This window comes from Streptomyces ambofaciens ATCC 23877 (assembly GCF_001267885.1).
GTDB lineage: Bacteria > Actinomycetota > Actinomycetes > Streptomycetales > Streptomycetaceae > Streptomyces > Streptomyces ambofaciens.
The window spans coordinates 1,941,459-1,967,624 of sequence record NZ_CP012382.1 but is presented as its reverse complement, the minus strand read 5'-3'; the positions used below and the strand labels follow the sequence as shown (position 1 = coordinate 1,967,624).

The window sequence follows — 26,166 nt, the reverse complement described above, 5'->3', positions numbered from 1 at the left end:
GCCGGTGCCGCGCGCACCGCTCGCCCGGCGGACGCGCGGCCTGGGGACGGCCTAGAAGCCGTGCCGTACCCCGCCGTCCACCGGCAGCATCACGCCCGTCACGTAGGAGGCCGCGGGGGAGAGGAGGAACGCCGCCGCGCGGCCGAACTCCTCGGGGGTGCCGTAGCGGCGCAGCGGGACGCGGGACTCGGACGCCGCCCTGGTCGCCTCGGGGTCGGCGGACAGGCCGTCCAGTTCGCGGACCCGGTCGGTGTCGATCCGGCCCGGGAGCAGCCCGACGACCCGGATCCCGCGCGGGCCCAGCTCGTCGGCGAGGGACTTGGCGAAGCCGGCCAGACCGGGCCGCAGGCCGTTGGAGATGGTCAGACCCGGGATCGGCTCGTGCACCGAGCCCGAGAGCACGAAGCCGATGACGCCGCCCGGCTCCAGCTCGGCCGCCGCCGTGCGGGCCAGCCTGACCGCGCCGAGGAACACCGACTCGAACGCCGTCTGCCACTGGTCGTCCGTGTTGTCGGCGACGAACCCGGGGGGCGGGCCGCCCACGCTGATCAGTACGCCGTCGAAGCGGCCGAAGCGCTCACGGGCCGTCGTGATCAGCCGATCCGCGGCCCCGGGGTCGGCGTTGTCGGCGGCCACCCCGACGGCGCCCGGGCCCAGCGCCTCGGCGGCCAGCGCGACGCTCTCCTCGTCCCGCCCCGTGACGACCACCTTCGCCCCGTCGGCGACCAGCTCGCGCGCGGAGGCGTTGCCCAGCCCCCGGGTCGCTCCCGTGACGACGTACACGCGGTCCTTCAGTCCAAGATCCATGGCCCTATCCTGCCTCCTCCTCCCCGAACAGGGCGAGAGCCGTGTTCACCAGGCCGATATGGCTGAACGCCTGCGGGAAGTTGCCGAGCTGGTGGCCGGCCACCGGGTCGTACTCCTCGGCCAGCAGGCCCACGTCGTTGACGAGCCCCACCAGCCGCTCGAACAGCTCCCGGGCCTCCTTCGTCCGGCCGGTCGCGTGCAGGGCGTCCGCGTACCAGAACGAGCACACCAGGAAGGTCCCCTCGCCGCCCGGCAACCCGTCGACGGGATCCCCCTCGGTGCTGTAGCGGCGCACCAGGCCGTCCCGGGTCAGCTCCGCGCCGATCGCGTCGACCGTGCCGACGACCCGCGGGTCGTCCGGGGGGAGGAAGCCCACCCGCGGGATGAGCAGCAGTGACGCGTCCAGCTCGGCGGAGCCGTAGGACTGGGTGAAGGTGTTGCGCGCGGGGTCGTAGCCCTTCTCGCACACCTCCCGGTGCACCTCGTCGCGCAGCGCCCGCCAGCCGTCCAGGTCGCCTCCGCCCAGCTCGGGATGGTCCTCCAGGGTGCCCACCGCCCGGTCCAGGGCCACCCACGTCATCACCTTCGAGTGCACGAACTGCCGGCGCCCGCCGCGCACCTCCCACAGCCCCTCGTCGGGCTCCCGCCACGCCGTGGCGAGGAAGTCCATCAGGGCGCACTGCAACTCCCACATCTGCGGCTGGGGGTGCATGCCCGCCAGCCGGGCCAGCGACAGCGAGTCCATGACCTCGCCGTACACGTCGAGCTGGAGCTGGTTGACCGCGTCGTTGCCGATCCGTACCGGCGTCGACCCGGCGAAGCCCGACAGCCAGGGCAGCTCGAACTCGGGCAGCCGCCGCTCGCCCGCCAGGCCGTACATGATCTGCAGGTCGGAGGCGTTTCCCGCGACCGCGCGCAGCAGCCAGTCGCGCCACGCCTCGGCCTCCTCCAGGTACCCGGCCGACAGCAGGGCGCCCAGGGTGAGGGTGGAGTCGCGCAGCCAGCAGAACCGGTAGTCCCAGTTGCGCACCCCGCCCGGCTCCTCGGGCAGCGAGGTGGTGGGGGCCGCCACGATCCCGCCGGTGGGCTTGTACGTCAGCGCCTTGAGGGTGATCAGGGAGCGCACGACGGCGTCCCGGTACGGGCCGTCGTAGGTGCAGTGCGCGGCCCAGGCCCGCCAGTCCTCGACGCTGTGCTCCAGGGCGACGAACGGGTCGATCAGCGGGGGGCGGGGTTCGTGCGAGGGGTGCCAGGTGAGGACGAAGGCGACCTTCTCGCCCGCGGCGACGGTGAACTCGGCGTGCGTCCCGAAGTCCTCCCCCCAGCTGGGCACCTCCGGCTCACTGCGCAGCCACGCCGAGTCCGGTCCGGCCACGGCCACCCGGTGCCCGTCGGACCGGCGCACCCACGGGACGACCGAGCCGTAGTCGAACCGCAGCCGCAGCACGCTGTGCAGGGTGACCTCTCCGCTGAGCCCTTCCACGACCCGCACCAGGTCCGGGGCGCGGTCGCGCTGGGGCATGAAGTCGGTGACCCGCACCGAGCCGCCCTCGGTCTCCCACTCGGTGTCCAGGACCAGGGTGTCCGGCCGGTAGGCGCGCCGGGTGCAGCGCTCGGCGCCCTTGGGGGCGATGCGCCAGTGGCCGTTGTCCTCGTCGCCGAGGAGTTTGGCGAAGCAGGCGGCGGAGTCGAAGCGGGGCAGACAGAGCCAGTCCACGGAACCGTCCGTGGAGACCAGGGCCGCCGTCTGCTCGTCGCCGATGAGCGCGTAGTCCTCGATGTCGGAGTGCACGGTTGCCGTCTTCCCGACGGGGGGCGGAGCAATCGGCTCCGCCCCCGCGCTCACGACGGGCCGCTACACCGCTGCCGGCTGTGCCCGCGCCGGTTCCACGTCCTCGGCGCTCTCCCGCTCGCGCTTCTCGCGCCGGACCAGGAACCACCAGCCGACCGGTACGGCCGCGGCGAACAGCCACCACTGGATCGCGTACGCGAAGTTCAGCGCGGCGTCCTCGTCACCGGGCCTGCCGATCCGCTCCGGGGTGTCGCCCTTCGGCGCCGGCTCGAGGAGGACGACGTACCCGCCGAGCACCGGCGCGCCCAGACGCTCGGCCTGCTGCTCGCTGTTGATGAGCATGATCTGCCGGTCCGGCAGGCCCGCGAGATCCTTGATGCCACTCGCCTCGGTCGTCTCGTCGGGCATCAGGCGCCCGGTGACGGTGATCTCTCCGCGGGGCGGCGCCGGGACCTCGGGGAACTCGGTCTGGCTCGCGCTGTCCGCGGGGATCCAGCCCCGGTTGACCAGCAGGACCTTGCCGTCGTTCAGCACGAACGGGGTCAGCACGTGGTAACCGATGTTGTCGTCGGAGTCGGTGCGGCGTCGGACGACGACCTCGCGGTCGGTGTCGAAGCGGCCCTGCGCGGTGACGGTGCGGTACCGCTCGTCCGATGTGATCTTCCTGCCGGGTGCGGTCAGCGACTGCGCGGGCACGGGGGCCGCGTCGAGCGCCCGCGCGACCAGGTCGTTCCGGGCGGTGCGCTCCTCGTAGCGGTGCATCTGCCAGAAGCCCAGCCGGATCATCGTGGGGACGAGCAGCACGGCGACCAGCGTGAGGATCACCCACTGGCGGGACAACAGGAAGCGGTACACCCCACGACGGTACAACTCGGTCGTGGGGTGCGATGCGGCGGGTACGCCTTGCGCCGCCGTCGGCCGCGGGCCGACGGGACTAGACCTTGTCGACGATCCCCGCCCTTCCCTCGGCACGGGCGCAGTGGGCGCCGCAGTACCAGTGACCCTCGACCTCGACGCCCTGGCCGATGATCTGCACCCGGCAGTGCTCGCAGATGGGGGCCATCCGGTGGATCGCGCAGGAGAAGCAGTCGAAGACGTGCACCGCTCCCTGGGCGTGGACCTCGAAGGTCATTCCGTAGTTGTTGCCGCAGACTTCACATGTCGCCATGCGCCACAGGGTGGGCCGTCGTCGCGACGCGGGCGAGCGGGCGCCGGGCGAGTCGCCCGGAATCACCCGTCCGTACGTCGCGGGTGCGCGCGGCTCAGCCGTCCGCGGGCTCCACATCCGCGAGGAGCTGCCCGAACGCCGCCTCGTCCACCACCGGCGTGCCGTACTGGCGGGCCTTGACCACTTTGGACGTGCCCGAGTCGGGGTCGTTGGTGACCAGCAGGCTGGTCAGCCGGGACAGGCTGCCGGCCACGTGCAGCCCGGCCTCGGTCGCGCGGTCCTCCAGCAGGTCCCGCTCCACGGAGGTGTCACCCGAGAAGGCGACCCGCATGCCCTGCTTGAGTCGTTTGCCCTCTTCGTACCGTCCCGGGTTGGGATAGGGGCATGCGGGCCTTTTGCGGGAGGGGCGCCAACTGCTCTGCCGGTAGCCGCCGTAGCCGGCCTGCTGTCCGATCCTCGGCGCGGGCCGGTCCGACCACTCGGTCAGCGGGCGGCACTCGTGCAGCGGCAGCCGTACGCCGCCCGCCGCGGCCGCGAGCAGGCTCGGCCGGAACGCCTCCGCCAGCACCCGCGCGTCGTCGAGCGCGTGGTGCGCCCGCTGCTGCACGACGCCGAAGTGGGCGGCCAGCGACTCCAGCTTGTGGTTGGGCAGCGGCAGGTCCAGCGCCTTGGCGAGCGCGATGGTGCACAGCCGTTGACGCACCGGGGCCTCGCGCTGCGCGCGCGCGTACTCGCGGGCGATCATCTGCCAGTCGAAGACCGCGTTGTGCGCGACCAGCACCCGTCCGTCGAGCCGGGCCGCGAACTCCTCGGCGACGTCCGGGAAGAGCGGCGCGCCCCGGAGCGCCTCGCTCGTCAGACCGTGTATCCACACCGGGCCCGGGTCGCGCTGGGGATCGACCAGCGTGTACCAGTGGTCCTCGACCTCACCGCGGGCGTCCAGTCGGTAGACGGCCGCGGAGATGATGCGGTCGTCGCGGGCCAGGCCGGTGGTCTCCACGTCGACGACCGCGTACCCCTGCGGATACGCGGCCGGCCACACCGTGGCGGTCGACGCTGCGGTCGTACGGTCTTCGAGCATGGTTCACGAGGATACGGGCCGCGACTGACACTCAGGTCCCACAGGTGCCCCGCGGCGCCCGGCGAAACGGTTCCTCCGTCAACTTCGGTCCCCCGGCCGGGGGTTCGCGGCGGTGTGACGCGGCCCACGCGTCGTGAGTTCCCCGGCCGCCCGTGCGCGCGGTCGGTCACGGGCGCCGGCTCACCACCGGATCGGCACCGGAAGGGCCGTCAGAAGTCCCGACACCGCGACCACCACGCCGAGGGCGACGACCTCCGCGCGCGCGGGGGAGCAGGCGTCCAGCGGGTCGGGCGCGCGGCACAGCCGGACCCTGGCCCACAGGGCGAGGGCGGCCACGGCGGCCACGAGGACCACCTTGGCGAGCAGGACCCGCCCGTACGCCGTGTCCGTCAACTGGTCCGCGATCGTGCCCGGCGGCATGCGCCGCAGCGAACTGCACACCCCCGTCGCGGTGATGGCCGCCAGCAGCACGGCCGCCACGCGCGCGTAGAGCCCCAGCAGGGCCGGTCCCGCCCCGGCGCCCCGCCACCGCCGCAGGGTCCGCAGCGCGTACGGCAGACCACCCACCCACAGGGACGCGCACGTCAGATGGACGAGGGTCAGGCCCGAGCCGATCAGCGGGCTGTACTCGGTGGTGGGGTGCGCGCGCAGCGCCTCCGCGACGACGACCGCGGCCAGCGGCCACACCTGCAGGCCCGGCCGGCGCGAGGTGGCGCAGAGGCCGGCCGCGAGGAACCCGTTGACCTCCAGGAGCGCGAGCTTGCCGTCGCGGGACTCGTAGAGGCCGCCCACGTCGATGTCGGCGGCACTGTCCGGCACCAGGTTGCCGGTGGCCACGACCGACGCCAGGCCCAGCGCGGCGACGAAGCCGACGGTGGCGGCGTACGGCGCCCAACTGCGGGGCCGCTGCGGGGGAGCACCGGGCAGCGACCGGGCCAGCCGGTTCACGAAGAGCTCGCCGAGCGGGACGCTCAGCGCGGCGAAGAGCACCGTGCGCAGCAGGGCTATGCCGCCCGCCCCGGGCGCCTCCGCCTCTCCGGTGCCGTGCAGGGCGGGGGAGGGGCCGAGGACGGGTATCGACGCGCCCAGCACCACCAGCACGAGCACGGCCGCGGTCCGGCCGGTGCCGGAGGGCCGCGCGTGCCGCCCGGGTTCGGCGGCCCGGGACGGGGGTTTCATCAAGGTCACCTCGAGATCTTCACCAGCTCCCCCGGATCCGGGCAAGTTCCGGAGAACTCCGGGCGGCCCGGTGCTCCGTACCGGAAGACGTACGTGGCGGCCGTACGGTTCGGGAGGCCGGAGCAAGGGCCGAGGGAGGCCCGACGGGCGGGCCGGGGAGCGGGTGGACGACGCGTCACGTCCACCGCGCGGTGTCCGCGCCCCACGGTCCCGGCGGCCGCGCCCAGTCGGTCGGCCCGCCCCTGAACGACACCGGCGGCAGCGCGTACCGCAGCCGCCCCAGCGGACTGTCCCGCTCGGCGAGCCAGGGCTCCGGCCCCGAACCTGCCGCTTCCGGCGCGGTGCCCGTCTTCGGCGCGCTGCTCGTCTCCCGCGTGGTGTCCGTCTTCGGCGTGCTGTCTGCCTCCTGTGTGGTGTCCGTCTTCGGCGTGCTGCTCGTCTCCTGTGTGGTGTCCGTCTTCGGCGTGCTGCTCGTCTCCTGTGCGGTGTCCGTCTCCGGCGTGCTGCTCGTCTTCGGCGTGGTGTCCGTCTTCGGCGTGCTGCCCGCCTCCCGCGCGGTGTCCGCCTCCCGCGCCTCGCCTGCCTCCCGGGCCCTGCCCGCCTGTCGTGCTCCGCCGGTCCCGCAGACCCCGCCGGCCCCGCCGGCGTCGGCAGCCTGGGCCGCCGCGCCATCCTCGTCGTCCGGCCGGAGGCCGTCCGTCAGCCAGGTCGCGGTCCGGGCCAGTGCCACCCGGACGTACCGGCCGCCGCCCTCGTACGACTGCTCGGTCAGCGCCCGCAGCACCCCGGCCGCCAGCAGGTACCCGGTGCCGTGGTCGAGGGCCTGCGCGGGCAGCGCACCCGGCCGTCCGGCCGCCCCCTCGATCGCGGCGATCCCGGTGGCCACCTGCACCAGGCTGTCGAAGCCGCGCCGACGGGCCCACGGGCCGTACGCCCCCCACGCCGACAACTGCGCCACGACCAGCCCCGGCCGGCGCTCCGCCAGCGCCTCGGGGGACAGCCCGAACCGGTCCAGCGCGCCCGGCCGGTATCCGGTGACGACCACGTCGGCCGAGCCGAGCAGATCCTCGAACACGTCCTGACGGGCCGCCAGGTCCAGCGTCGCGGACCGCTTCCCGAAGCCCGTGTCGGCGTGCTGGTCCGGCAGTTCCGGCATCCCCGGCGGATCCACGCGCAGCACGTCGGCGCCGAGCAGCGCCAGCACACGGGTGGCGACCGGTCCCGCGATGACGCGGGTCAGATCGAGGACGCGCAGCCCGGCGGCGGGCAGCAGGGAGGCCGAGGGGGACCGGGGGGCCGGCGAGGAGAGCACCCGCGCGGGTGACGCGTCCAGCCGACCCCGCTCGACCAACGGCCGCCGGGCCACCGCCGCCCCCTGTCCGGACGCCGCCCACTGCCCGGGCGTGCGCAGCGCGACGGCCAGCCCGCCGGCCGCGTACACGCTCTCCTCGACCTCCGCGGCCGACCGCCCCGCGAGCATCGCCTCCAGGGCGTCCACGTCCCCCGGCGCGCCCAGCGCGGCCAGGAGCCGCTCCCGGTGGTGCGGGTAGTTGGCGTGGGTGCGCACCCACCCGTCGGCCGTCCGCCACAGCCGGGACAGCGGCGCGAACGCCACCGGCTCCCGCCCGCCGACCCGCAGGTGCCGCTCGCTGGTGAAGGCCGCGGCGACGGCGCCGTCGTCCACCCGCACGCCCGGCACCTCGGGCCACCCCGCCCGCCGCGCCGCCAGCTCGGCCGCGGCCAGCGCGCACGCGCCGACGCACGCCCGCGCGAGGTCCCGCACCGGAAGCCGCGCGTCGAGCACCCCGGGGCGTACGACCTCCGACACCGCGTCCACCAGGGCGGGATCGCCGCCCAACGCGGACCACACGTGCCCGGTGTCGACCCCGCCCGCCATGTCCGCCCCGCCCGTCTCGCCCGCAGTGCCTGCCATGCCTTACACGTCTCCCACGTCTCCCACGTCTCTCACACCTTCCCCCACGCACGAAGCGGGCCGGGATTGCTCCCCGGCCCGCTTCACACACGCGTGTGGTGACTGCTCAGGCGACGGTCACCAGGTCACCGCGTCCAGCGCGTCGGCCATGCCCCAGCCGTAGAAGCCGTTGCGGTTCTTCGAGCCCTCGCACACCGCGTCGACCTTGCCGTCGCCGTCGATGTCGTACGGCTTGGTGCACGGCGTGGCGTCGGCCTGGGCGTACAGCAGGGCCTTGACCATCGCCGGGGAGGCGTACGGGTGCGTCGACTTGATCAGGGCGGCGACGCCCGCGACGTGCGGCGACGCCATCGACGTACCGGCCATGTAGCCCCACTTGCCGCCGGGCATCGTGCCCAGGATCAGCCCGCTGGTGGCGGGCGGCGCCGGGGGCTGGTAGGCCGTCGAGTCGCCGCCGGGCGCGGCGATGTCGACGACGCCCAGGCCGTGGTTGGAGAAGGACGACTTGAGGCCCTTCGCACCGGTCGACGCGACCGTGACGACACCGGGCAGCTGGGTCGGGATGTCGAGGCACTCGGACGGGTCGACCACCCGGTCGCCCGGCGTCGTGTCGTTCGGGGACGACGGGTCGGTGATCTCGTCGGAGGAGAGGTCGTAGTTCTCGTTGCCCGCCGCGGCGACGTTGACCGCGCCCTTCTTCTCCGCGTACCGCGAGGCCCGGGTGACGGCCTCGACGAGCGCCTTCTGGTCCGGGTCGTCCTTGCAGTTGAAGTACCAGGGGTCGGTGTAATAGCTGTTGTTGGTCACGTCCACGCCGTGCTCGGCCGCCCACACGAAGCCGCACACCACGGCCTCGGTGTAGAAGAAGCCGTCCGGGTTGGACACCTTGATGCCGGAGACCTTCACCCCGGGCGCCACGCCGGTCATGCCGACGCCGTTCTTCGCGGCGGCGATCTCGCCGGCCACGTGCGTGCCGTGCGGGCTCTCGGCCGCGCCCGGCCGCCAGGCGCCGTCGGCGGTGTCCGGCTTGCCCGAGACGCAGTTGACGGAGGCGTCCCGGTCGAAGTTCGGGGCGATGTCCGGGTGGGTGTCGTCCACGCCGGTGTCGATCACCGCGACGGTCACCTTCTCGCTGCCCAGCGACTTCTTGTGCGCCTGGTCCGCCTTGATGGCGGGCAGGTCCCACTGGAGGGACTCCAGCGGGTCCTGGCCCTCGGCGGCCTCCGCGGCGGCGACCTCACGGCCGCTGAGCACCTTCGGGGTGCCCACGTCGGTCGTGGCGGCCGAGGGCAGCGGAGCGGTGCGCGTGGCACCGGCCGACTGCACGCCCCGCACCTTGCGCACGCTCTTGGCGAAGTCGGGGTTCGAGGAGTGGACGACGATCACGCCGATCCGGTCGTACGACGTCACGATCGTGCCGCCGGCCTTGGCTATCGCCTGCTTCACCTGCGCCGAGGGGCCGTGCCCGGCGCGGACGTTGACGACGTAGCTGAGCGGGGACGACGCGTCGGCCGCGACCGGGGGAGCGGCCTCGGCGGCACCGGCCGGGACGGCGGGCAGCACGGCGAGGGACGCGGCCACGGCCAGGCCGGCCGGGATCACGAGGGCGCGGCGGTGACGCGGGTGGTGCGCTGTCATGTGCGATGTCTCCAGTTCGTTCCGGAAGGGCTGAGGAAGCGGCCGGAGCCGGTCACTTCACCGCGCGCAGCGCGTTCACGATGCCGAAGCCGTAGAAGCCGTTGACCCGCTCGCCGCCCTCGCACGTGGCGTCCTGGGCGCCGTCGCCGTCCTGGTCGTAGGAGGCCGGGCAACCCGGGTTGTCCGCCTGGGCCTTCAGCAGCGCCTGGAGCGCGGCCGGGGAGGCGTGCCGGTACTTCGACTTCAGCAGCGCGGCGACGCCCGCGGCGTGCGGCGAGGCCATCGAGGTGCCCTGGAGCCAGGCGTACTCGTTGTTCGGCATGGTCGACAGGATGCGGCCGTTCTTCGACGGCGTGTCCGGGATCTGGTAGCGCCCGTCGCCGCCCGGCGCCGCGACGTCGACGACGCCCTTGCCGTACGAGGAGTAGTACGACTTGTCCTCGTCGACGCCCGTCGCGCTGACCGTGACGATGCCCGGCAGCTGGGTCGGCACGTCGAAGCACTCGTGCGGGTCGATGGTCCGCGGCACCGGCGTGGAGTCGTCGGGGCTGGAGTCGTCGACGATCGCGTCGGAGTCCAGGTCGTGGTTGGAGTTGCCGGCCGAGGCGAGGTGCAGGGTGCCCTTGCGCTGGGCGTACAGCTGGGCCCGGTTGACCGCGTCGACGATCGCGCGCTGGTCCGGGTCGTCCATGCAGTTGTACAGCCAGGGGTCCACGTAGTAGCTGTTGTTCGTGATCTCCACGCCGTGGTCGGCGGCGAACACGAACGCGCACACCACGTTCTCGGGGTAGAACAGGCCGTTGTCCGGGTCGCTCACCTTGATGCTCGACACCTTCACGCCCGGCGCGACACCGGCGACGCCGATGCCGTTGCGGGCGGCGGCTATCTCACCGGCCACATGGGTGCCGTGGTAGTCCTCGGCGGTGTACGGCCGCCAGGCGCCCTCGCTGGTGTCCGCCTTGCCGCCCACGCAGTTGGCCGACTGGGCCGCGGAGAAGTTCGGGGCGAGGTCGGGGTGGGTGTCGTCGACGCCGGTGTCGATCACGGCGACGGTGACCCGGGAGCTGCCCGGGTTGATCTTCGCGGCCTGGTCGGCGCCTATCGCGCGCATGTCCCACTGGTCCGCTTCCAGCGGCTCGCTCGCACCGGCGGCCTCGGACGCCTTCGCGGTCCGCGCGGCCTGCTCGGCGGAGAGCGTCTGGGCGGCGCCCTGGTCCGTGGTCCCGGCGGCGGTCAGCGGCGCGGTGCGGGTCGCGCCCGCCGACTGGACCCCGCGGGCCTTGCGTATCTCGCTGCCGAAGTCCGGGTTCGCCGAGTGGACGACGATCACGCCGATCTTCTGGTAGGTGGCGACGACGCTGCCGTCGGCCTCGGCTATCGCCCGCTTCACCGACGCGATCGTGCGGTGGTCCGTCCTGGTGTTGACGACATAGGCGAGACGGGGCGCGTCCGAGGCCTGGCCGGCCCGTGCCGCGTCGGCGGGGGCCTCCGCGCGCGGGGCGGCCGAGGCGGCCGCCGGCAGGAAACCGAGCGACGCGGTGAGCGAGAGCACGACCGGCACGGCGAGAGCCAGGCGCCGTCTGGAACGCGGGGACCGCGGGGAACGCGGCGTGGGCAGATGAGCCATGGGGTCTCCACATCATCCTGAAACGAAACCGGCCCGAGTCACAGGTGGTGCTCGGGCAGGTACATGACGGAGTGGTGCAGGGCGAAGCTATCCCCCGCACCCGCTGGCCAGCAATGACCCACCGCCGGTGACTTCGGAAAGTGCCCCGCGTGTTGAACCGGTCCCGGGGACGCGCCGTGTCGTTGGACAGGGAGCCCGAGCACGTCCAGGCCCCCGCGAGAAACCGAGGTCCCAGCCGTCATGTCCGTCGTACGAGGAGACTCCGTGGCCACCGACGCACCACCCCCCGCGAAAGGGGAACGCCCGCTTCCGTCCGCCGAGGAGTTCTCCGAAGTCCAGCAGAGCGCCGAGTTCGCCGACCTGCGCCGCTCCTTCCGCTCCTTCGCGTTCCCGCTGACGATCGCCTTCGTCGCCTGGTACCTGCTGTACGTGCTGCTGTCGAACTACGCCGGCGGCTTCATGGGCACCAAGCTGTTCGGCAACATCAACGTCGCCTTCGTCTTCGGTATCGCCCAGTTCGTCACCACGTTCCTCATCGCCTGGTGGTACTCGCGGCACGCGGCCGCGAAGCTCGACCCCAAGGCCGAGGCCATCAAGTCCCGGATGGAGGGCGGCGCATGAGCCCCGCACAGACCGTTCTCGCCGCCGAACTGGCCGCCAACGAGGCCAGCGAGCACCGGCCGCTGATCATCACGCTCTTCGCGCTCTTCGTCCTCGCGACGCTCGGCATCACCGTCTGGGCGGGCCGCCAGACCAAGGACGCCGCCGACTTCTACGCGGGCGGCCGGTCGTTCAGCGCCTTCCAGAACGGACTCGCCGTCTCCGGCGACTACATGTCCGCCGCCTCCTTCCTCGGCATCGCCGGAGCCATCGCCCTCTTCGGCTACGACGGCTTCCTGTACTCCATCGGCTTCCTGGTCGCCTGGCTGGTCGCCCTGCTCCTGGTCGCCGAGCCGCTCAGGAACTCCGGCCGCTACACGATGGGCGACGTCCTCGCCTACCGCATGCGCCAGCGCCCCGTGCGCACGGCCGCCGGCACCTCCACGATCATCGTCTCGATCTTCTACCTGCTGGCCCAGATGGCGGGCGCCGGCATCCTCGTCTCCCTGCTGCTCGGCATCACCTCCGACGCGGGCAAGATCCTCATCGTCGCCCTCGTCGGCATCCTGATGATCGTGTACGTCTCGATCGGCGGCATGAAGGGCACCACCTGGGTCCAGATGGTCAAGGCGGTCCTGCTGATCGGCGGCACCATCCTGATCACCTTCCTGGTGCTGCTGAAGTTCGACTTCAACATCTCCGACCTGCTGGGCACCGCGGCCGAGAAGAGCGGCCACGGCGCCGCGTTCCTGGAGCCCGGCCTCCAGTACGGCGCGACCGGCACCACCAAGCTCGACTTCATCTCCCTGGGCATCGCCCTGGTGCTCGGCACGGCCGGCCTGCCGCACATCCTGATCCGCTTCTACACGGTGCCCAACGCCAAGGCCGCCCGTAAGTCCGTGAACTGGGCGATCGGCATCATCGGCGCCTTCTACCTGATGACCATCGCGCTCGGCTTCGGCGCCGCCGCGCTCGTCGGACCGAAGGAGATCACCGAGTCCAACCCGGCCGGCAACACGGCCGCGCCGCTGCTCGCCCTGCACGTGGGCGGCGTCGACTCGGCCTGGGGCGCGATCCTGCTCGCCACGATCTCGGCGGTGGCCTTCGCGACCATCCTCGCCGTGGTCGCCGGCCTCACCCTCGCCTCGTCCTCGTCCTTCGCGCACGACATCTACGCCAACGTCATCCGCAAGGGCCAGGCCACCGAGAAGGAGGAGATGCGGGCGGCCCGCTGGTCGACCGTCCTCATCGGCGTCGTCTCCATCGCGCTCGGCGCCCTCGCCCGCGACCTGAACGTGGCCGGCCTGGTCGCCCTGGCGTTCGCGGTCGCCGCCTCCGCCAACCTGCCGACCATCCTCTACAGCCTCTTCTGGAAGCGGTTCACCACCCAGGGCGCCCTGTGGTCGATCTACGGCGGCCTGATCGTCGCCGTCGGCCTGGTGCTCTTCTCGCCCGTGGTCTCCGGCGACCCGAAGGCGATGTTCCCCGACGTCGACTTCGCCTGGTTCCCGCTGAAGAACCCCGGCATCATCTCCATCCCGTTCGGCTTCCTCATGGGCTGGCTCGGCACGGTCCTGTCGAAGGAGAAGCCCGACGAGGCGAAGTACGCGGAGCTGGAGGTCCGGTCCCTGACCGGCACCGGAGCGCACTGAGCCCCCGTAGAGACGAAACTCCGGACAACCGTGACGCGGCCGCTCGTAGATCCCTACGACGCGGCCGCGCCGCACGTCGTGGGATCGGGCCGCTGTCGATGTCGGACCGGTCACGTAGGCTCGCAGGTGTCGGAGGAGAGAAGTGCTCCACCGATCCGCGTCGAGGGAGGGGGCCCACGTGCTCATCGACACCTACGGCCGAGTGGCCACCGACCTGAGGGTCTCGCTGACCGACCGCTGCAACCTGCGCTGTACCTACTGCATGCCCGAAGAGGGCCTGCAGTGGCTGGCCAAGCCCGACCTGCTCACGGACGACGAGATCGTCCGCCTCATCGACATCGCCGTCACCTCCCTCGGTATCGAGGAGGTCCGTTTCACCGGGGGCGAGCCCCTGCTGCGCCCCGGTCTGGTCGGCATCGTCGAGCGCGTCGCCGCCCTGGAGCCGCGCCCCCAGATGTCCCTCACCACCAACGGCATCGGCCTCAGGCGCACGGCGGACGCCCTCAAGGCCGCGGGCCTGGACCGGGTCAACGTCTCGCTGGACACGCTGCGCCCGGACGTCTTCAAGACCCTCACCCGCCGGGACCGCCACAAGGACGTCCTGGAGGGCCTTCAGGCCGCCCGCGAGGCCGGACTCACCCCGGTGAAGGTCAACAGCGTCCTGATGCCCGGCCTCAATGCCGACGAGGCACCCGACCTGCTGGCCTGGGCCGTCGAGCACGACTACGAGCTGCGGTTCATCGAGCAGATGCCGCTGGACGCCCAGCACGGCTGGAAGCGCGACGGCATGATCACCGCCGGTGACATCCTCGCCTCCCTGCGCACCCGCTTCGAGCTGACCGCCGAAGGCTCCGAGGAGCGCGGCTCCGCCCCCGCCGAGCGCTGGCTCGTGGACGGCGGCCCGCACCGCGTCGGCGTCATCGCCTCCGTCACCCGTCCGTTCTGCTCGGCCTGCGACCGCACCCGCCTGACCGCCGACGGCCAGGTGCGCACCTGTCTCTTCGCCCAGGAGGAGACCGACCTGCGCGCCGCCCTGCGCTCCGACGCCCCCGACGAGGAGATCGCCCGCATCTGGCGACTGGCCATGTGGGGGAAGAAGGCCGGCGCGGGCCTCGACGACCCGACCTTCGTGCAGCCCGACCGGCCCATGTCGGCCATCGGGGGCTGAGCACGCGGCCAGGTCACCCCTGGGAGCCCGCAGGGGCCTCCCACTCGGCCAGCGGGACGACGTCCTTCAGGAAGCCCCGCACCCCGAGGAACTGGGACAGGTGCTCCCGGTGCTCGTCGCAGGCGATCCACGTCTTGCGCCGCTCGGGCGTGTGGACCTTCGGGTTGTTCCACGCGAGCACCCACACGGCGGCGGTGCGGCAGCCCTTGGCGGAGCAGATCGGGGTGGTCTCGTCACTCACAGTTCGTCTCACAAGTCCGCACAAAAGGCGACGCCGAGCAGCCACGGGGGGAGCTGCCCGGCGTCGGTCCGTCGCTCCGACGGGGGATGCGGAGCGCATACGAAGTATGTCATGGGTCACCCATGACCCGGCACCGGAACCACACGATTCATCTGAGCACTTCTTGAGCCTGGCGCGGAACCGACGCCCCCGTCCGAGGCCGCTCCGCGATCATGGTCGGCCGCGCGGCTCACCGGCCGCGCCCGGCGCCGGATCGGACATGGCGTCCTCCGGTCCGGATTCCGCCGGACCCTCGTCGGGCCGGGGCGGCATGATCATCGGGGGCGTCGGCATCGTCACGAACGTCGACGGCAACGATGGCGCGTTCTCGCGCCCGGCGTTCGCGATCACGACCGCGATGTACGGCAGGACCGCGCCGAGGACCAGGGCCACGATCGCGACGTGCCGTTCCACGTTCCACAGGCAGGCCGCGAGGACCACCGACACCGTCCGGACGGACATCGAGATGATGTAGCGGCGCTGTCGCCCGCGCACGTCCTCCTGGAGGCCCGTCCGGGCCCCGGTGATCCGGAACACCTCGGCGCTGCCGCCGGCACTCTGCTTCCGCATCTCGTTCCACCATCCGCCCGCATCGGACTCTCCCCGCCCCGCTTCCGTCCGCGGCCGCTCGGGGACTCCGGTCCCGGACGACTCTCCACGTTACGCCGCACCTGCGCCGTCCACGAGACCGGGGCACCCCCCCACTGCGCTCCCAAGGACCGCGCGGCACGCGCGGTCCGGTCCCCCGTTCGGCCGTACCCGGCATGCGCCGATCGCGGTACGACCGAAGACTGGCGCTAATGCTCGCGTTGAGCCGTATGAGGAGGAAGTCATGGGCTGGTTGTGGGCGATCATCGTCGGATTCGTGCTGGGTCTGATCGCCAAGGCGATCATTCCCGGGAAGCAGCACAGCCCTCTGTGGCTGACCACCATCTTCGGCATGCTGGGCGCCATCGCCGGCAACGCGATCGCCCGGGCGGCCGGCGTGGACGCGACCTCCGGCATCGACTGGTGGCGGCACATCTTCCAGCTGGTGGCCGCGATCATCATCGTCGCCGTCGGCGACGCGATCTACATGGCGGTACGGGGCAACAAGCGGCGCGAACGGGCCTGACGGTCCGCGCGACCCGTACGAGCCCGACGGCCGTACGGCGCGGGGGCGGCCTCCGGCGGCCTCGTGGCGCCGGAGGCCGCCCCCGCGTCCGGTCTCAGGCGCCGGCGAGCTCCACCGCGGCCAGGTTCTTCTTGCCGCGGCGCAGCACCAGCCAGCGCCCGTGCAGCAGGTCCTCCCGGGCGGGGACCGCGTCCTCGCCGGCGACCTTGACGTTGTTCACGTAGGCGCCGCCCTCCTTGACCGTGCGGCGCGCGGCGGACTTGCTGGCGACCAGGCCGACCTCGGCGAACAGGTCCACGACCGGGCCCAGCTCGGTGACCTTGACGTGCGGCACCTCGGAGAGGGCCGCGGCCAGCGTCCTGTCGTCCAGCTCCGCGAGGTCGCCCTGGCCGAAGAGGGCCTTGGAGGCGGCGATCACGGCGGCCGTCTGGTCGGCGCCGTGCACCAGCGTCGTCAGCTCCTCGGCCAGCGCGCGCTGCGCGGCCCGGGCCTGCGGACGCTCCTCGGTCTGCCGCTCCAGCTCCTCCAGCTCCTCGCGGGAGCGGAAGGACAGGATGCGCAGGTACGTCGAGATGTCCCGGTCGTCCACGTTCAGCCAGAACTGGTAGAACGCGTACGGCGTCGTCATCTCCGGGTCCAGCCAGACCGCGCCGCCCTCGGTCTTGCCGAACTTGGTGCCGTCCGCCTTCGTCATCAGCGGCGTCGCGTAGGCGTGGACGGTGGAGTCCGGCTCCAGCCGGTGCAGCAGGTCCAGGCCGGCCGTGAGGTTGCCCCACTGGTCGCTGCCGCCCTGCTGCATCGTGCAGCCGTACCTCCGGTAGAGCTGGAGGAAGTCCATCGCCTGGAGCAGCTGGTAGCTGAACTCCGTGTAGCTGATGCCCTCGGAGGACTCCAGCCGCCGGGCGACGGAGTCCTTGGTCAGCATCTTGTTGACCCGGAAGTGCTTGCCGATGTCCCGCAGGAACTCGATGGCGGAGAGCCCCTCGGTCCAGTCGAGGTTGTTGACCATCACGGCCGCGTTCTCGCCCTCGAAGGACAGGAACGGCTCGATCTGGCCGCGCAGCCGCTCGACCCAGCCCGCGACGGTCTCCGGCGAGTTCAGCGTGCGCTCCGCGGTCGGCCGCGGGTCGCCGATCTGGCCCGTGGCCCCGCCGACCAGCGCCAGCGGCCGGTGACCGGCCTGCTGGAGCCGGCGCACGGTGAGCACCTGCACCAGGTGCCCCACGTGCAGGGAGGGCGCGGTCGGGTCGAACCCGCAATAGAACGTGACGGGACCGTCCGCGAGCGCCTTGCGCAAAGCATCCTCATCGGTGGACTGGGCGAACAGCCCACGCCACTTCAGCTCGTCGACGATGTCCGTCACGGTTCTCGTGTCTCCTCGAATGGTCTCGTGTGCGGGTACGAGGTTATACGCCCTGGCTGACAGAGCTCATATTGAAATCGGGGATGCGCAGCGCGGGCATCGCGGCCCTGGTGAACCAGTCGCCCCACTCCCTGGGCAGCGTCTTCTCCGTGCGCCCGGCCTCCGTGGCCCGGCCCAGCAGGGAGACCGGCGACTCGTTGAACCGGAAGTTGTTCACCTCGCCGACGACCTCGCCGTCCTCCACGAGGTAGACGCCGTCCCGGGTCAGCCCGGTCAGCAGCAGCGTCGCCGGGTCGACCTCGCGGATGTACCAGAGGCAGGTGAGCAGCAGGCCGCGTCCGGTGGAGGCGACCATCTCCTCCAGGGAGCGGTCGGTGCCGCCGTCCAGGACGAGGTTGCCGAGCGCCGGCGCCACCGGCAGCCCGGTCAACCCGGCGCTGTGCCGGGTGGTCGTCAGCCGGTGCAGCTCGCCCGCGCGGATCCAGTCGGTGGCCCCGGCCGGCAGTCCGTTGTCGAACACCGACTGGTCACCGCCCGAGGAGTGGGCGACCACGAAGGGGGCGCACTCGAGACCGGGCTCGTGCGGGTCGCTGCGCAGGGTCAGCGGCAGCTCGCCGAGCCGTTCGCCGACGCGCGTGCCGCCGCCGGGCTTCGAGAACACCGTGCGCCCCTCGGCCGCGTCCCGCCCCGAGGCCGACCAGTACTGGTAGATCAGCAGGTCCGCGACCGCGGTCGGCGGCAGCAGCGTCTCGTACCGTCCGGCGGGCAGCTCCACGCGCCGCTCGGCCCAACCGAGCCGTACGGCCAGCTCGGCGTCGAGGGCCGCCGCGTCGACGTCCTTGAAGTCACGCGTGGAACGCCCCGCCCACGCCGACCGGGTGCGGTCCGGCGACTTGGCGTTCAGCTCCAGCGTCCCGTTCGGCTGGTCGTGCCGCAGCCGCAGCCCGGTCGACGTACCCAGATAGGTCGACGTCAGCTCGTGGTTGGCGAAGCCGTACAGCTCCCGGCCGCCCGCACGCGCGCGGGCGAACGCCTCCCCGAGGGCCGGCGCGAAGTCGGCGAACACGGCGGACGAGGTCTCGGCGGGCGCGTCGGTGAAGTCGGGCGAGGCGGGCACGTCCGTGACCAGTGGCTGCGCGTCCTCGGCCGGTCCGGCGCCACGCGCGGCGGACTCGGCGGCGCGCACCAGGGGCTCCAGCTCGTCCACCGTCACGGCCGACCGCGAGACGACCCCGGTGGCCGAGCCCTCCCGGCCGTCGACGGTGGCGACGACGGTGAGCGTGCGCCCGCGCGTGACGCCGTTGGTGGTGAGCGCGTTGCCCGCCCAGCGCAGGTTGGCCGTGGACTCCTCGTCGGCGATGACGACGCAGCCGTCCGCCCGGGACAGCTCCAGGGCCCGCTCGACGATCTCGTGCGGCTTGTTCGTGCGCGCGCTCATCGACCCGCCTCCTGGGTGGTGTTGAGGATGTTGACTCCCTTGAAGAGGGCGGACGGGCAGCCGTGGGAGACCGCCGCGACCTGGCCCGGCTGGGCCTTGCCGCAGTTGAAGGCACCGCCCAGGACGTACGTCTGCGGGCCGCCGACGGCCGCCATGGACCCCCAGAAGTCGGTCGTCGTCGCCTGGTAGGCCACGTCCCGCAGCTGACCGGCGAGCCGCCCGTTCTCGATCCGGAAGAACCGCTGACCGGTGAACTGGAAGTTGTAGCGCTGCATGTCGATGGACCAGGACCGGTCGCCGACGACGTAGATCCCGCGGTCCACGCCGCCGATCAGGTCCTCCGTCGACAGTCCCCCGGGATCCGGCCGCAGCGACACGTTGGCCATGCGCTGCACGGGCACATGGGCGGGGGAGTCGGCGTAGGCGCACCCGTTGGACCGCTCGAACCCGGTCAGCCGCGCGATCCGCCGGTCGAGCTGGTACCCCACCAGCGTGCCGTCCTTCACGAGGTCCCAGGACTGGCCCTCGACCCCCTCGTCGTCGTACCCGATGGTCGCGAGCCCGTGTTCGGCGGTGCGGTCGCCCGTGACGTTCATCAGCTCCGAGCCGTAGCGCAACGTGCCGAGCTGGTCGAAGGTGGCGAAGGAGGTGCCGGCGTAGGCGGCCTCGTAGCCGAGCGCGCGGTCCAGCTCGGTGGCGTGGCCGATCGACTCGTGGATGGTCAGCCACAGGTTGGACGGGTCCACCACCAGGTCGTACAGCCCCGCCTCGACGCTCGGCGCGCGCATCTTCTCGGCGAGCAGCTCGGGGATCTCGGCCAGCTCGGCGTCCCAGTCCCAGCCGGTGCCGGTCAGGTACTCCCACCCGCGCCCGGCGGGCGGCGCCAGCGTCCGCATGGAGTCGAACTCCCCGCTGGAGTCGTCCACCGACACGGCCGTGAGCACCGGGTGCAGCCGCACTCGCTGCTGGGTGGTCACGGTCCCGGCGGTGTCGGCGTAGAACTTGTTCTCGTGCACGGTGAGCAGCGAGGCGTCCACGTGGTCCACCCCGTCGGCCGCCAGCAGCCGGGCGCTCCAGTCGGCCAGCAGGGCCGACTTCTCCGTGTCGGGCACGGTGAACGGATCGATCCCGTACGACGAGATCCACGTCCGGTCGGCGTGCACGGGCTCGTCGGCCAGCTCCACGTGCTCGTCCGATCCGGCCGCCCTGATCACCTGCGCGGACAGCTTCGCCATCGCCACCGCCTGCGAGGCGACCTTGGCGGCGGCGTCCATCGTCAGGTCCACGCCGGACGCGAAGCCCCACGTACCGCCGTGTACCACGCGCACCGCGTACCCGAGGTCGGTGGTGTCCGAGGACCCGGCGGGCTTGGCGTCCCTCAGGCGCCGGGAGGCGCTGCGCACCCGCTCCAGCCGGAAGTCCGCGTGCTCGGCGCCGAGGGCACGCGCGCGTGCCAGGGCGGCGTCGGCGAGGGCGCGTAGGGGGAGTGCCGTGAAGGCTTCGTCGATGCTATGAGGCACCTGCGTCTCTTTCTGTCGACGTGACCGGTCGTCTGCCGCGACACCGGGGACTGCGCCGCATCATGTCGCGTGAGGGCGTACGGGGACCACACCTTTCGCGCCGGGCGGGACGCCCACCACGGCGCCCTTTCTGTAGGGACCCGACAGTCAGCCCCGTAAGCCACTGTGGGTGCCCGATTCTCTGCGGACAGGGGCGGACCGATAGGTTTTCGAGGAAGCCGCCTGTCATCGCCGCCCGTCGACCGGGTGTTTCGGGCGGGTACCAGAACGCTATGGAAAGGGTGATCCGTTGAGCCGCTCGGTTCTCGTCACCGGAGGCAACCGGGGCATCGGCCTCGCCATCGCCCGCGCATTCGCCGACGCCGGTGACAAGGTCGCCATCACGTACCGCTCGGGTGAGCCGCCGGAGGCCCTGACCGAATTGGGCTGCCTCGCCGTCAGGTGCGACATCACCGACAGTGAGCAGGTGGAGCGGGCGTACAAGGAGATCGAGGACGCGCACGGCCCCGTCGAGGTCCTGGTCGCCAACGCCGGCGTCACCAAGGACCAGCTCCTCATGCGCATGTCCGAGGAGGACTTCACCTCCGTCGTCGAAACCAACCTCACCGGCACCTTCCGTGTGGTCAAGCGCGCCAACCGCGGCATGCTGCGCGCCAAGAAGGGCCGCGTCGTGCTCATCTCGTCGGTGGTCGGGCTGCTCGGCTCCGCGGGGCAGGCGAACTACGCCGCCTCCAAGGCCGGCCTGGTCGGCTTCGCGCGCTCCCTCGCCCGTGAGCTGGGCTCGCGCAACATCACCTTCAACGTCGTCGCGCCGGGCTTCGTCGACACGGACATGACCAAGGTGCTCACCGACGAGCAGCGGGCCGGCATCGTGTCGCAGGTGCCGCTCGGCCGGTACGCGCAGCCGGAGGAGATCGCCGCGACGGTGCGGTTCCTCACCTCGGACGACGCCTCGTACATCACTGGAGCCGTCATTCCCGTTGACGGCGGACTGGGAATGGGTCACTGATCACCATGAGCGGAATTCTCGAGGGCAAGCGCGTCCTGATCACCGGTGTGCTGACGGAGGCCTCCATCGCCTTCCACACCGCCAAGCTGGCCCAGGAGCAGGGGGCCGAGGTCATCCTCACCGCGTTCCCGCGGCCGACGCTGACCGAGCGCATCGCCAAGAAGCTGCCCAAGCCCACCAAGGTCATCGAGCTCGACGTCACCAACGACGAGCACCTCGGCCGCCTGGCCGACATCGTCGGCGAGGAGCTCGGCGGCCTGGACGGCGTCGTCCACTCCATCGGCTTCGCCCCGCAGGACGCCCTCGGCGGCAACTTCCTCAACACGCCGTTCGAGTCGGTCGCCACCGCCATGCACGTCTCGGCGTACTCCCTGAAGTCGCTGACCATGGCCTGTCTGCCGCTGATGCAGAACGGCGGCTCGGTCGTCGGCCTCACCTTCGACGCGCAGTTCGCCTGGCCGCAGTACGACTGGATGGGCCCGGCCAAGGCCGCCCTGGAGGCCACCAGCCGCTACATGGCCCGTGACCTGGGCAAGCAGAACATCCGCTGCAACCTGGTCTCGGCCGGCCCGCTCGGCTCCATGGCCGCCAAGTCCATCCCGGGCTTCAGCGAGCTGGCCTCGGTGTGGGACGACCGCTCCCCGCTGGAGTGGGACCTCAAGGACCCGGAGCCGGCCGGCCGCGGTGTCGTCGCGCTGCTGAGCGACTGGTTCCCGAAGACCACGGGCGAGATCGTCCACGTCGACGGCGGCCTGCACGCCATCGGTGCCTGACCGGTCGTCCTTCCGGGGCCCGCATCCCACCGGGGTGCGGGCCCCCGGCATGTCACCCGTTCGGCCCAGCCGGCCGGGCGGCCGGGCGGGCGGCGGCGCACGCTGGGGTACGGGTTCACCACGCGCTGTCCCTCCCCCCGTACGGCCGAGGAGGTCCCTTGTGCGTCCACTCCACCGCCTGGCCACAGCGACCGTCGCCCTCGCCTGGGTGCTCTTCCTGCCGTACGAAGCGGTGTCCTACGCGCGCCTGCCCGCCGGGGACACCGGGGACGCCGGGGACGCCGGGGACGCGGCGTCGGCGGAGCCGTTCGGGGCCGAGTGCAGGGTCCGTGTCGACGACTCCGACGTCACCGCCCACTGCCACAATCCCTACCCGCAGGTCGACCACGTGCGCCTGCACATAGAGTGCGCCGACTGGTGGGACCTGGACAGCGACGGTCCGGCGGTCCCGGCGGGCCCCGCGCAGACCGTACGTCTGGACGGACGGTGCTGGAACGAGGTCCGGTCGGCCTGGGTCAGCCACGCTCGCGGGAGCTGACCCGGCCCGGGCGGCACACGAACGGGTAGCCGGCCGCCTCCGTCCCGGCGGTCCCGGCGTCCCCCGCGCGGATCGCGTCGACCAGGCGCGTGTGGTCCATGTGCGTCTCCGGCGTCAGCTCGCTGCCGACGTCCACCCGCAGCCAGTCCCGCATCACCTCGCCCAGATCCGCGTACATGGCGGTCATCACGTCGTTGTGCGAGGCGGCCACGACGGCCAGGTGGAAGGTCGCGTCCGCCGTCACGAACGCCTCCGTGTCGCCCGAGTGCCAGGCCTCCTCACGCCGCACCAGCAGCGCGTCGAGCTGCTTGAGGTCCTTCTCCGTGCGCCGCTCGGCGGCGAGCCGGGCCGCGGCGGACTCCAGGGTGGAACGCAGCTCGGCGATGTGGCGCGGATCGGCGTCGGCGAAGCGGCGCTGCATCACGCCCGCCAGCTCACTGGTCGCCACGACGTACGTGCCGGAGCCCTGGCGGATGTCCAGCAGGCCGTTGTGGGCCAGCGCGCGGACCGCCTCACGGACCGTGTTGCGGGCGACGCCGAGCTGCTCGACCAGCTCGGGCTCCGTCGGGATGCGGGAGCCCACCGGCCACTCGCCCGAGGCGATCTGCTGGCGCAGCGCCGCGATGACCTGCTCGGACAGCGCCGAACGGCGGGGATGGCTCAGGGGCATGGCTCACCTTCGCACACGAGTGGACAACCAATCATCCCATGATTCTATGATGGGTCTCATGGCTAGTGACGAAACCCGGACGGAGACGCGGACGAAACCCCGCAGGTCCACGCCCCTCGGCGAGTCGCCGACGCGCGCCCCCCGAGCACCCGGCGAGGCGCCCGAAGCGGCGGGTACGCGCCCGTGGACGACGTGGACGACCCGCCTGCTCCTCCTGGGCATCGTGCTGGCCGCGCTCAACCTGCGCCCCGCCATCACCAGCCTGGGCGCTCTCCTGGAGGAGGTCCGCGACGGGCTCGGCATGAGCGGCAGCGTGGCCGGACTGCTCACCTCCGTGCCCCCGCTCTGCTTCGCCGTCTTCGGCGTCACCGCCCCGCGGCTGGCCCGCCGCTTCGGCCCCGGCGCGGTGGTCTGCGCCGGCATGGTCGCCATCACCGCCGGCCTGCTGATACGTCCGTTCGCCGGCGGCACCGCGGGCTTCCTGGCCGGCACCGCCCTCGCGCTGATGGGCATCGCGGTCAGCAACGTCCTGATGCCGGTCATCGTCAAGCGCTTCTTCCCGGACCGGGTCGGCTCCATGACCGGCCTGTACTCGATGGCCCTCGCCTTCGGCACCTCGATCGCCGCCGCGGCGACCGTGCCCGTGACGAGCGCGCTGGGCGGCGACTGGCAGCCCGGCCTCGCGGTGTGGGCCGTGCTGGGGGCGGCGGCGGTCCTGCCGTGGCTCCCGTTCGTGCGGCAGCGGACGGGGCCGACCACGCCGCGGACCGCGTCCGGTGCGTCCGGGGACGGCGCCGGGGAGGCCGGGGCCGCGCACGCGGACGGGCCGGCGCGGCAGGCCGCCGAGCAGCCTCCGCTGCGGATCACCCGCAGCCGTACGGCCTGGGCGCTCGCCGTCTTCTTCGGCCTCCAGGCCACGGCCGCCTACATCACCATGGGCTGGATGGCGCAGATCTTCCGGGACGCGGGCGTCTCCGCGGGCACCGCCGGGCTGCTGCTCGCCGTCATCATGATGATGGGCGTGCCGCTCGCCTTCGTCATCCCCCGCGTGGCCACGCGCCTGCCCCACCAGGGCCCCATCGTGGTCGTGCTGGGCGTGTGCGGACTCGCCGGATACGCCGGGCTGTACTTCGCCCCGGCCGGCGGCGCCTGGGTCTGGGCCCTGCTGCTCGGCGTCTCGAACTGCGCCTTCCCGCTCGCGCTGACCATGGTCGGGATGCGGGCGAGGACGGGCGCGGGCGTCGCCCAGCTGTCCGCCTTCGCCCAGAGCACCGGCTACCTGATCTCCATCCCGGGTCCGCTGCTGGTGGGCGTGCTCTACCAGCACAGCGGCGGCTGGGGTCTGCCGATCGCCCTGATGAGCGCCCTGATGGTGCCGCAGATCGTGGTGGGCGTCCTGGCGGGGCGTGACCGCACGGTGGAGGAGGAAGCGGCGCGCTGATCCGGCCCGCTCGTACCGGCCGGTGGTGCGGGGTGCCGGTGCCGATCCGCTGTGCCGTGCTCCGGCCGTCGCCGCGGGCACCGGCCCGTCGGCCGCTGCGTACGGGCCCCTCGGCCATCACGTACGGGTCCGTCGGCCGCGTCCCCCGGTCGGGGTGCCGTTACCGGCCCGCCCGCCCCGGCCCCGGCGGCGGATGCGAGACTTGCCGTATGCCAGTCCTCGACCCGAACCCCCAGCACGGCCAGAAGAAAATGCTGATCGTCTTCGGTGCCTTCCTCGCGATCTTCGTGATCATCGGCGTCATCGCGACGATCGCCTCGCCGTGACCCCGGCCCCGCCCGCCCGATGGTGGGGTTAACCCCACCATCCCCTAGGGGGTAGGGGTCAGGGTCAAGTGGGTGGACTTCCGGATGGGTTGGAGCCCGCGGATTCCGTAGTTTCGAGTTGTGCCCGCGACAGGCGGGCGCGGAGCCCGGACCAGGGACGCTCGAACCAGCGGAGGCACTCATGTCGGCCCCTTCCCCCACCCGGCCTCCCCAGGTGAACCGGGGCGGCGTCGAGGTACGGCTGCCCTGGTGGGCCCTGGCCCTGCCCGTCCTGGCCTTCGTCGTGCTGCTCCTGATGATCCTCAATCCCGTGGACGCCCACGCGGCCGCCGCCGGTGAGCCCGCCACCGCGCATCTTCTGGAGCGGTTGCGGGAGCTGACCGCGCGCTGACGCGGATCGGCGGCCGGTCGCACGTCCGCAGGTGAGGCCGGTGGTGAATCGGCATGTCAACTCCCAGCGCCCCATGGCCTGTTTCATGCGAAGCTGGATTACATGAGCGTCGCAGAACCCCGCAGGATCGTCCTTTTCCGGCATGCGAAAGCCGACTGGCCACAGGTGACCGACCACGAGCGGCCGCTCGCCGATCGGGGCCGCAAGGACGCCGCAGAGGCCGGACGCCGGCTGGCGGACACCGGCATCGCCTTCGACCAGGCCCTGTGCTCGACTTCCACCCGGACCCGCGAGACCTGGAAGCTCGCCGTCCAGGAGTTCCCGCACCGGCCGAAAACCGTCTACGAGGAGCGGGTCTACGAGGCCTCACCCGGCGAACTGATCGCCGTGCTCAACGAGACCCCCGACGACCTGCGGAACGTGCTGGTGATCGGGCACAACCCGGGCATGGAGGGACTGGCCGAGATCCTGGCCGGCTCGGCCGAGGGAGACGTCCGTGAGCGGATGGGCCACCGTGGCTTCCCGACCGCCGCCTTCGCCGTCCTGACCTTCACGGGCTCCTGGAAGGACGTGGAACCGGGGATCGCCTCCCTGGCCGGCTACTGGGCGCCCACCGACTGATCCGTCCCCACCCGAAAGGGCCCGGTCGGCCCCAGGC

General features: G+C 72.4%; 26 protein-coding genes. 11 read left to right on the top strand and 15 right to left on the bottom strand.

Going from position 1 to position 26,166, the window contains the following annotated elements:
• Window positions 1–51 precede the first annotated feature (51 nt).
• From SAM23877_RS08870 to SAM23877_RS08830, 9 genes are all read right to left on the bottom strand, one after another.
• Window positions 52–807 carry an SDR family oxidoreductase gene (locus SAM23877_RS08870; protein WP_053128656.1) on the bottom strand — a complete coding sequence of 252 codons (756 nt, stop codon included), beginning with the start codon at window positions 805–807 and terminating at the stop codon, window positions 52–54.
• Window positions 808–811: 4 nt separating this feature from the next.
• Window positions 812–2,599 (bottom strand): glycoside hydrolase family 15 protein, encoded by a 1,788-nt coding sequence (locus SAM23877_RS08865; protein ID WP_053128654.1) that lies wholly within the window; start codon window positions 2,597–2,599, stop codon window positions 812–814.
• Between the two features lie 63 nt (window positions 2,600–2,662).
• Window positions 2,663–3,454, bottom strand: a complete 792-nt coding sequence (locus SAM23877_RS08860) for an SURF1 family cytochrome oxidase biogenesis protein (RefSeq protein WP_053128653.1) — start codon at window positions 3,452–3,454, stop codon at window positions 2,663–2,665.
• A gap of 79 nt (window positions 3,455–3,533) precedes the next feature.
• Entirely contained in the window at window positions 3,534–3,767 is a 234-nt protein-coding gene (locus tag SAM23877_RS08855; protein WP_071528763.1) for a hypothetical protein, read from the bottom strand.
• Window positions 3,768–3,861: 94 nt separating this feature from the next.
• Complete coding sequence (locus tag SAM23877_RS08850) at window positions 3,862–4,848, bottom strand: DEDDh family exonuclease (protein ID WP_053128650.1); 987 nt, start codon at window positions 4,846–4,848, stop codon at window positions 3,862–3,864.
• 180 nt (window positions 4,849–5,028) lie between these two features.
• Window positions 5,029–6,027, bottom strand: coding sequence for a CopD family protein (locus tag SAM23877_RS08845; protein WP_425314752.1), 999 nt, complete (start codon window positions 6,025–6,027; stop codon window positions 5,029–5,031).
• Between the two features lie 175 nt (window positions 6,028–6,202).
• Window positions 6,203–7,960, bottom strand: coding sequence for a CoA transferase (locus tag SAM23877_RS08840; RefSeq protein WP_244902924.1), 1,758 nt, complete (start codon window positions 7,958–7,960; stop codon window positions 6,203–6,205).
• Window positions 7,961–8,077: 117 nt separating this feature from the next.
• A complete protein-coding gene (locus tag SAM23877_RS08835) occupies window positions 8,078–9,598 on the bottom strand; it encodes a S8 family peptidase (RefSeq protein ID WP_053128647.1) in 1,521 nt (506 codons plus the stop codon).
• A 52-nt stretch (window positions 9,599–9,650) separates the two neighbouring features.
• On the bottom strand, window positions 9,651–11,225 hold the full coding sequence (locus SAM23877_RS08830) for a S8 family peptidase (RefSeq protein ID WP_053128645.1): 1,575 nt from the start codon (window positions 11,223–11,225) through the stop codon (window positions 9,651–9,653).
• Window positions 11,226–11,489: 264 nt separating this feature from the next.
• On the opposite strand from SAM23877_RS08830, the gene SAM23877_RS08825 reads away from it, so the two are divergent.
• The 3 genes from SAM23877_RS08825 to moaA all read left to right on the top strand — a co-directional run bounded on the left by SAM23877_RS08825 (window position 11,490) and on the right by moaA (window position 14,645).
• Complete coding sequence (locus tag SAM23877_RS08825; RefSeq protein WP_053128642.1) at window positions 11,490–11,846, top strand: DUF485 domain-containing protein; 357 nt, start codon at window positions 11,490–11,492, stop codon at window positions 11,844–11,846.
• Window positions 11,843–13,477, top strand: coding sequence for a solute symporter family protein (locus SAM23877_RS08820; RefSeq protein ID WP_053128640.1), 1,635 nt, complete (start codon window positions 11,843–11,845; stop codon window positions 13,475–13,477). Before SAM23877_RS08825 ends, SAM23877_RS08820 begins: the two co-directional genes overlap by 4 nt.
• A 178-nt stretch (window positions 13,478–13,655) precedes the next feature.
• A complete protein-coding gene (gene moaA, locus SAM23877_RS08815) occupies window positions 13,656–14,645 on the top strand; it encodes a GTP 3',8-cyclase MoaA (protein ID WP_053128637.1) in 990 nt (329 codons plus the stop codon).
• Window positions 14,646–14,658: 13 nt separating this feature from the next.
• Here moaA and SAM23877_RS08810 read toward each other — a convergent pair whose 3' ends face one another.
• Complete coding sequence (locus SAM23877_RS08810; RefSeq protein WP_053128633.1) at window positions 14,659–14,886, bottom strand: hypothetical protein; 228 nt, start codon at window positions 14,884–14,886, stop codon at window positions 14,659–14,661.
• A 210-nt stretch (window positions 14,887–15,096) separates the two neighbouring features.
• Window positions 15,097–15,495, bottom strand: coding sequence for a DUF3099 domain-containing protein (locus SAM23877_RS08805; RefSeq protein WP_053128631.1), 399 nt, complete (start codon window positions 15,493–15,495; stop codon window positions 15,097–15,099).
• Between the two features lie 262 nt (window positions 15,496–15,757).
• On the opposite strand from SAM23877_RS08805, the gene SAM23877_RS08800 reads away from it, so the two are divergent.
• On the top strand, window positions 15,758–16,039 hold the full coding sequence (locus SAM23877_RS08800; RefSeq protein WP_053128629.1) for a GlsB/YeaQ/YmgE family stress response membrane protein: 282 nt from the start codon (window positions 15,758–15,760) through the stop codon (window positions 16,037–16,039).
• A gap of 94 nt (window positions 16,040–16,133) precedes the next feature.
• Here SAM23877_RS08800 and tyrS read toward each other — a convergent pair whose 3' ends face one another.
• Genes tyrS through SAM23877_RS08785 form a run of 3 tightly spaced genes read right to left on the bottom strand, consistent with a single transcriptional unit; the run spans window position 16,134 to window position 20,360 of the window.
• Window positions 16,134–17,402: a tyrosine--tRNA ligase gene (gene tyrS / locus SAM23877_RS08795; RefSeq protein WP_053128627.1), complete on the bottom strand. Its 1,269-nt coding sequence runs from the start codon at window positions 17,400–17,402 to the stop codon at window positions 16,134–16,136.
• Window positions 17,403–17,445: 43 nt separating this feature from the next.
• Window positions 17,446–18,840, bottom strand: coding sequence for a metallopeptidase TldD-related protein (locus tag SAM23877_RS08790; protein ID WP_053128625.1), 1,395 nt, complete (start codon window positions 18,838–18,840; stop codon window positions 17,446–17,448).
• Complete coding sequence (locus SAM23877_RS08785) at window positions 18,837–20,360, bottom strand: TldD/PmbA family protein (protein ID WP_053128623.1); 1,524 nt, start codon at window positions 20,358–20,360, stop codon at window positions 18,837–18,839. The genes SAM23877_RS08790 and SAM23877_RS08785 overlap by 4 nt, the downstream gene beginning before the upstream one ends.
• 289 nt (window positions 20,361–20,649) lie before the next feature.
• Here SAM23877_RS08785 and fabG point away from each other — a divergent pair, with 289 nt between their 5' ends.
• The 3 genes from fabG to SAM23877_RS08770 all read left to right on the top strand — a co-directional run bounded on the left by fabG (window position 20,650) and on the right by SAM23877_RS08770 (window position 22,680).
• Window positions 20,650–21,369: a 3-oxoacyl-[acyl-carrier-protein] reductase gene (gene fabG, locus SAM23877_RS08780; protein ID WP_053128621.1), complete on the top strand. Its 720-nt coding sequence runs from the start codon at window positions 20,650–20,652 to the stop codon at window positions 21,367–21,369.
• 5 nt (window positions 21,370–21,374) lie between these two features.
• Entirely contained in the window at window positions 21,375–22,142 is a 768-nt protein-coding gene (gene fabI / locus SAM23877_RS08775) for an enoyl-ACP reductase FabI (RefSeq protein ID WP_053128619.1), read from the top strand.
• 160 nt (window positions 22,143–22,302) lie between these two features.
• Entirely contained in the window at window positions 22,303–22,680 is a 378-nt protein-coding gene (locus SAM23877_RS08770) for a hypothetical protein (protein WP_053128617.1), read from the top strand.
• Here SAM23877_RS08770 and SAM23877_RS08765 read toward each other — a convergent pair.
• On the bottom strand, window positions 22,658–23,350 hold the full coding sequence (locus SAM23877_RS08765) for a FadR/GntR family transcriptional regulator (protein WP_053128615.1): 693 nt from the start codon (window positions 23,348–23,350) through the stop codon (window positions 22,658–22,660). The two genes, SAM23877_RS08770 and SAM23877_RS08765, sit on opposite strands and share 23 nt — an antisense overlap.
• A 46-nt stretch (window positions 23,351–23,396) precedes the next feature.
• On the opposite strand from SAM23877_RS08765, the gene SAM23877_RS08760 reads away from it, so the two are divergent.
• The 4 genes from SAM23877_RS08760 (at window position 23,397) to SAM23877_RS08750 (ending at window position 26,129) form a co-directional block, all read left to right on the top strand.
• The gene (locus tag SAM23877_RS08760) at window positions 23,397–24,791 is read left to right on the top strand and encodes a CynX/NimT family MFS transporter (protein WP_174532202.1); all 1,395 of its coding nucleotides are present in this window, start codon (window positions 23,397–23,399) and stop codon (window positions 24,789–24,791) included.
• Between the two features lie 209 nt (window positions 24,792–25,000).
• Window positions 25,001–25,117, top strand: coding sequence for an SGM_5486 family transporter-associated protein (locus SAM23877_RS41760; protein ID WP_037922852.1), 117 nt, complete (start codon window positions 25,001–25,003; stop codon window positions 25,115–25,117).
• A gap of 181 nt (window positions 25,118–25,298) precedes the next feature.
• Window positions 25,299–25,508, top strand: a complete 210-nt coding sequence (locus SAM23877_RS08755) for a hypothetical protein (RefSeq protein WP_053128613.1) — start codon at window positions 25,299–25,301, stop codon at window positions 25,506–25,508.
• A 102-nt stretch (window positions 25,509–25,610) separates the two neighbouring features.
• Complete coding sequence (locus SAM23877_RS08750; protein ID WP_053128612.1) at window positions 25,611–26,129, top strand: SixA phosphatase family protein; 519 nt, start codon at window positions 25,611–25,613, stop codon at window positions 26,127–26,129.
• Window positions 26,130–26,166: the final 37 nt, after the last annotated feature.

Bases quoted from the DNA above. Each gene is read 5' to 3' on its own strand.
- SAM23877_RS08870 (WP_053128656.1), bottom strand. From the start codon at position 807: ATGGATCTTGGACTGAAGGACCGCGTGTACGTCGTCACGGGAGCGACC.
- SAM23877_RS08855 (WP_071528763.1), bottom strand. From the start codon at position 3,767: ATGGCGACATGTGAAGTCTGCGGCAACAACTACGGAATGACCTTCGAG.
- SAM23877_RS08850 (WP_053128650.1), bottom strand. From the start codon at position 4,848: ATGCTCGAAGACCGTACGACCGCAGCGTCGACCGCCACGGTGTGGCCG.
- SAM23877_RS08845 (WP_425314752.1), bottom strand. From the start codon at position 6,027: ATGAAACCCCCGTCCCGGGCCGCCGAACCCGGGCGGCACGCGCGGCCC.
- SAM23877_RS08840 (WP_244902924.1), bottom strand. From the start codon at position 7,960: ATGGCAGGCACTGCGGGCGAGACGGGCGGGGCGGACATGGCGGGCGGG.
- SAM23877_RS08835 (WP_053128647.1), bottom strand. From the start codon at position 9,598: ATGACAGCGCACCACCCGCGTCACCGCCGCGCCCTCGTGATCCCGGCC.
- SAM23877_RS08830 (WP_053128645.1), bottom strand. From the start codon at position 11,225: ATGGCTCATCTGCCCACGCCGCGTTCCCCGCGGTCCCCGCGTTCCAGA.
- SAM23877_RS08820 (WP_053128640.1), top strand. From the start codon at position 11,843: ATGAGCCCCGCACAGACCGTTCTCGCCGCCGAACTGGCCGCCAACGAG.
- SAM23877_RS08805 (WP_053128631.1), bottom strand. From the start codon at position 15,495: ATGCGGAAGCAGAGTGCCGGCGGCAGCGCCGAGGTGTTCCGGATCACC.
- SAM23877_RS08800 (WP_053128629.1), top strand. From the start codon at position 15,758: ATGGGCTGGTTGTGGGCGATCATCGTCGGATTCGTGCTGGGTCTGATC.
- SAM23877_RS08790 (WP_053128625.1), bottom strand. From the start codon at position 18,840: ATGAGCGCGCGCACGAACAAGCCGCACGAGATCGTCGAGCGGGCCCTG.
- fabI (WP_053128619.1), top strand. From the start codon at position 21,375: ATGAGCGGAATTCTCGAGGGCAAGCGCGTCCTGATCACCGGTGTGCTG.
- SAM23877_RS08765 (WP_053128615.1), bottom strand. From the start codon at position 23,350: ATGCCCCTGAGCCATCCCCGCCGTTCGGCGCTGTCCGAGCAGGTCATC.
- SAM23877_RS08760 (WP_174532202.1), top strand. From the start codon at position 23,397: ATGATGGGTCTCATGGCTAGTGACGAAACCCGGACGGAGACGCGGACG.
- SAM23877_RS41760 (WP_037922852.1), top strand. From the start codon at position 25,001: ATGCCAGTCCTCGACCCGAACCCCCAGCACGGCCAGAAGAAAATGCTG.
- SAM23877_RS08755 (WP_053128613.1), top strand. From the start codon at position 25,299: ATGTCGGCCCCTTCCCCCACCCGGCCTCCCCAGGTGAACCGGGGCGGC.
- SAM23877_RS08750 (WP_053128612.1), top strand. From the start codon at position 25,611: ATGAGCGTCGCAGAACCCCGCAGGATCGTCCTTTTCCGGCATGCGAAA.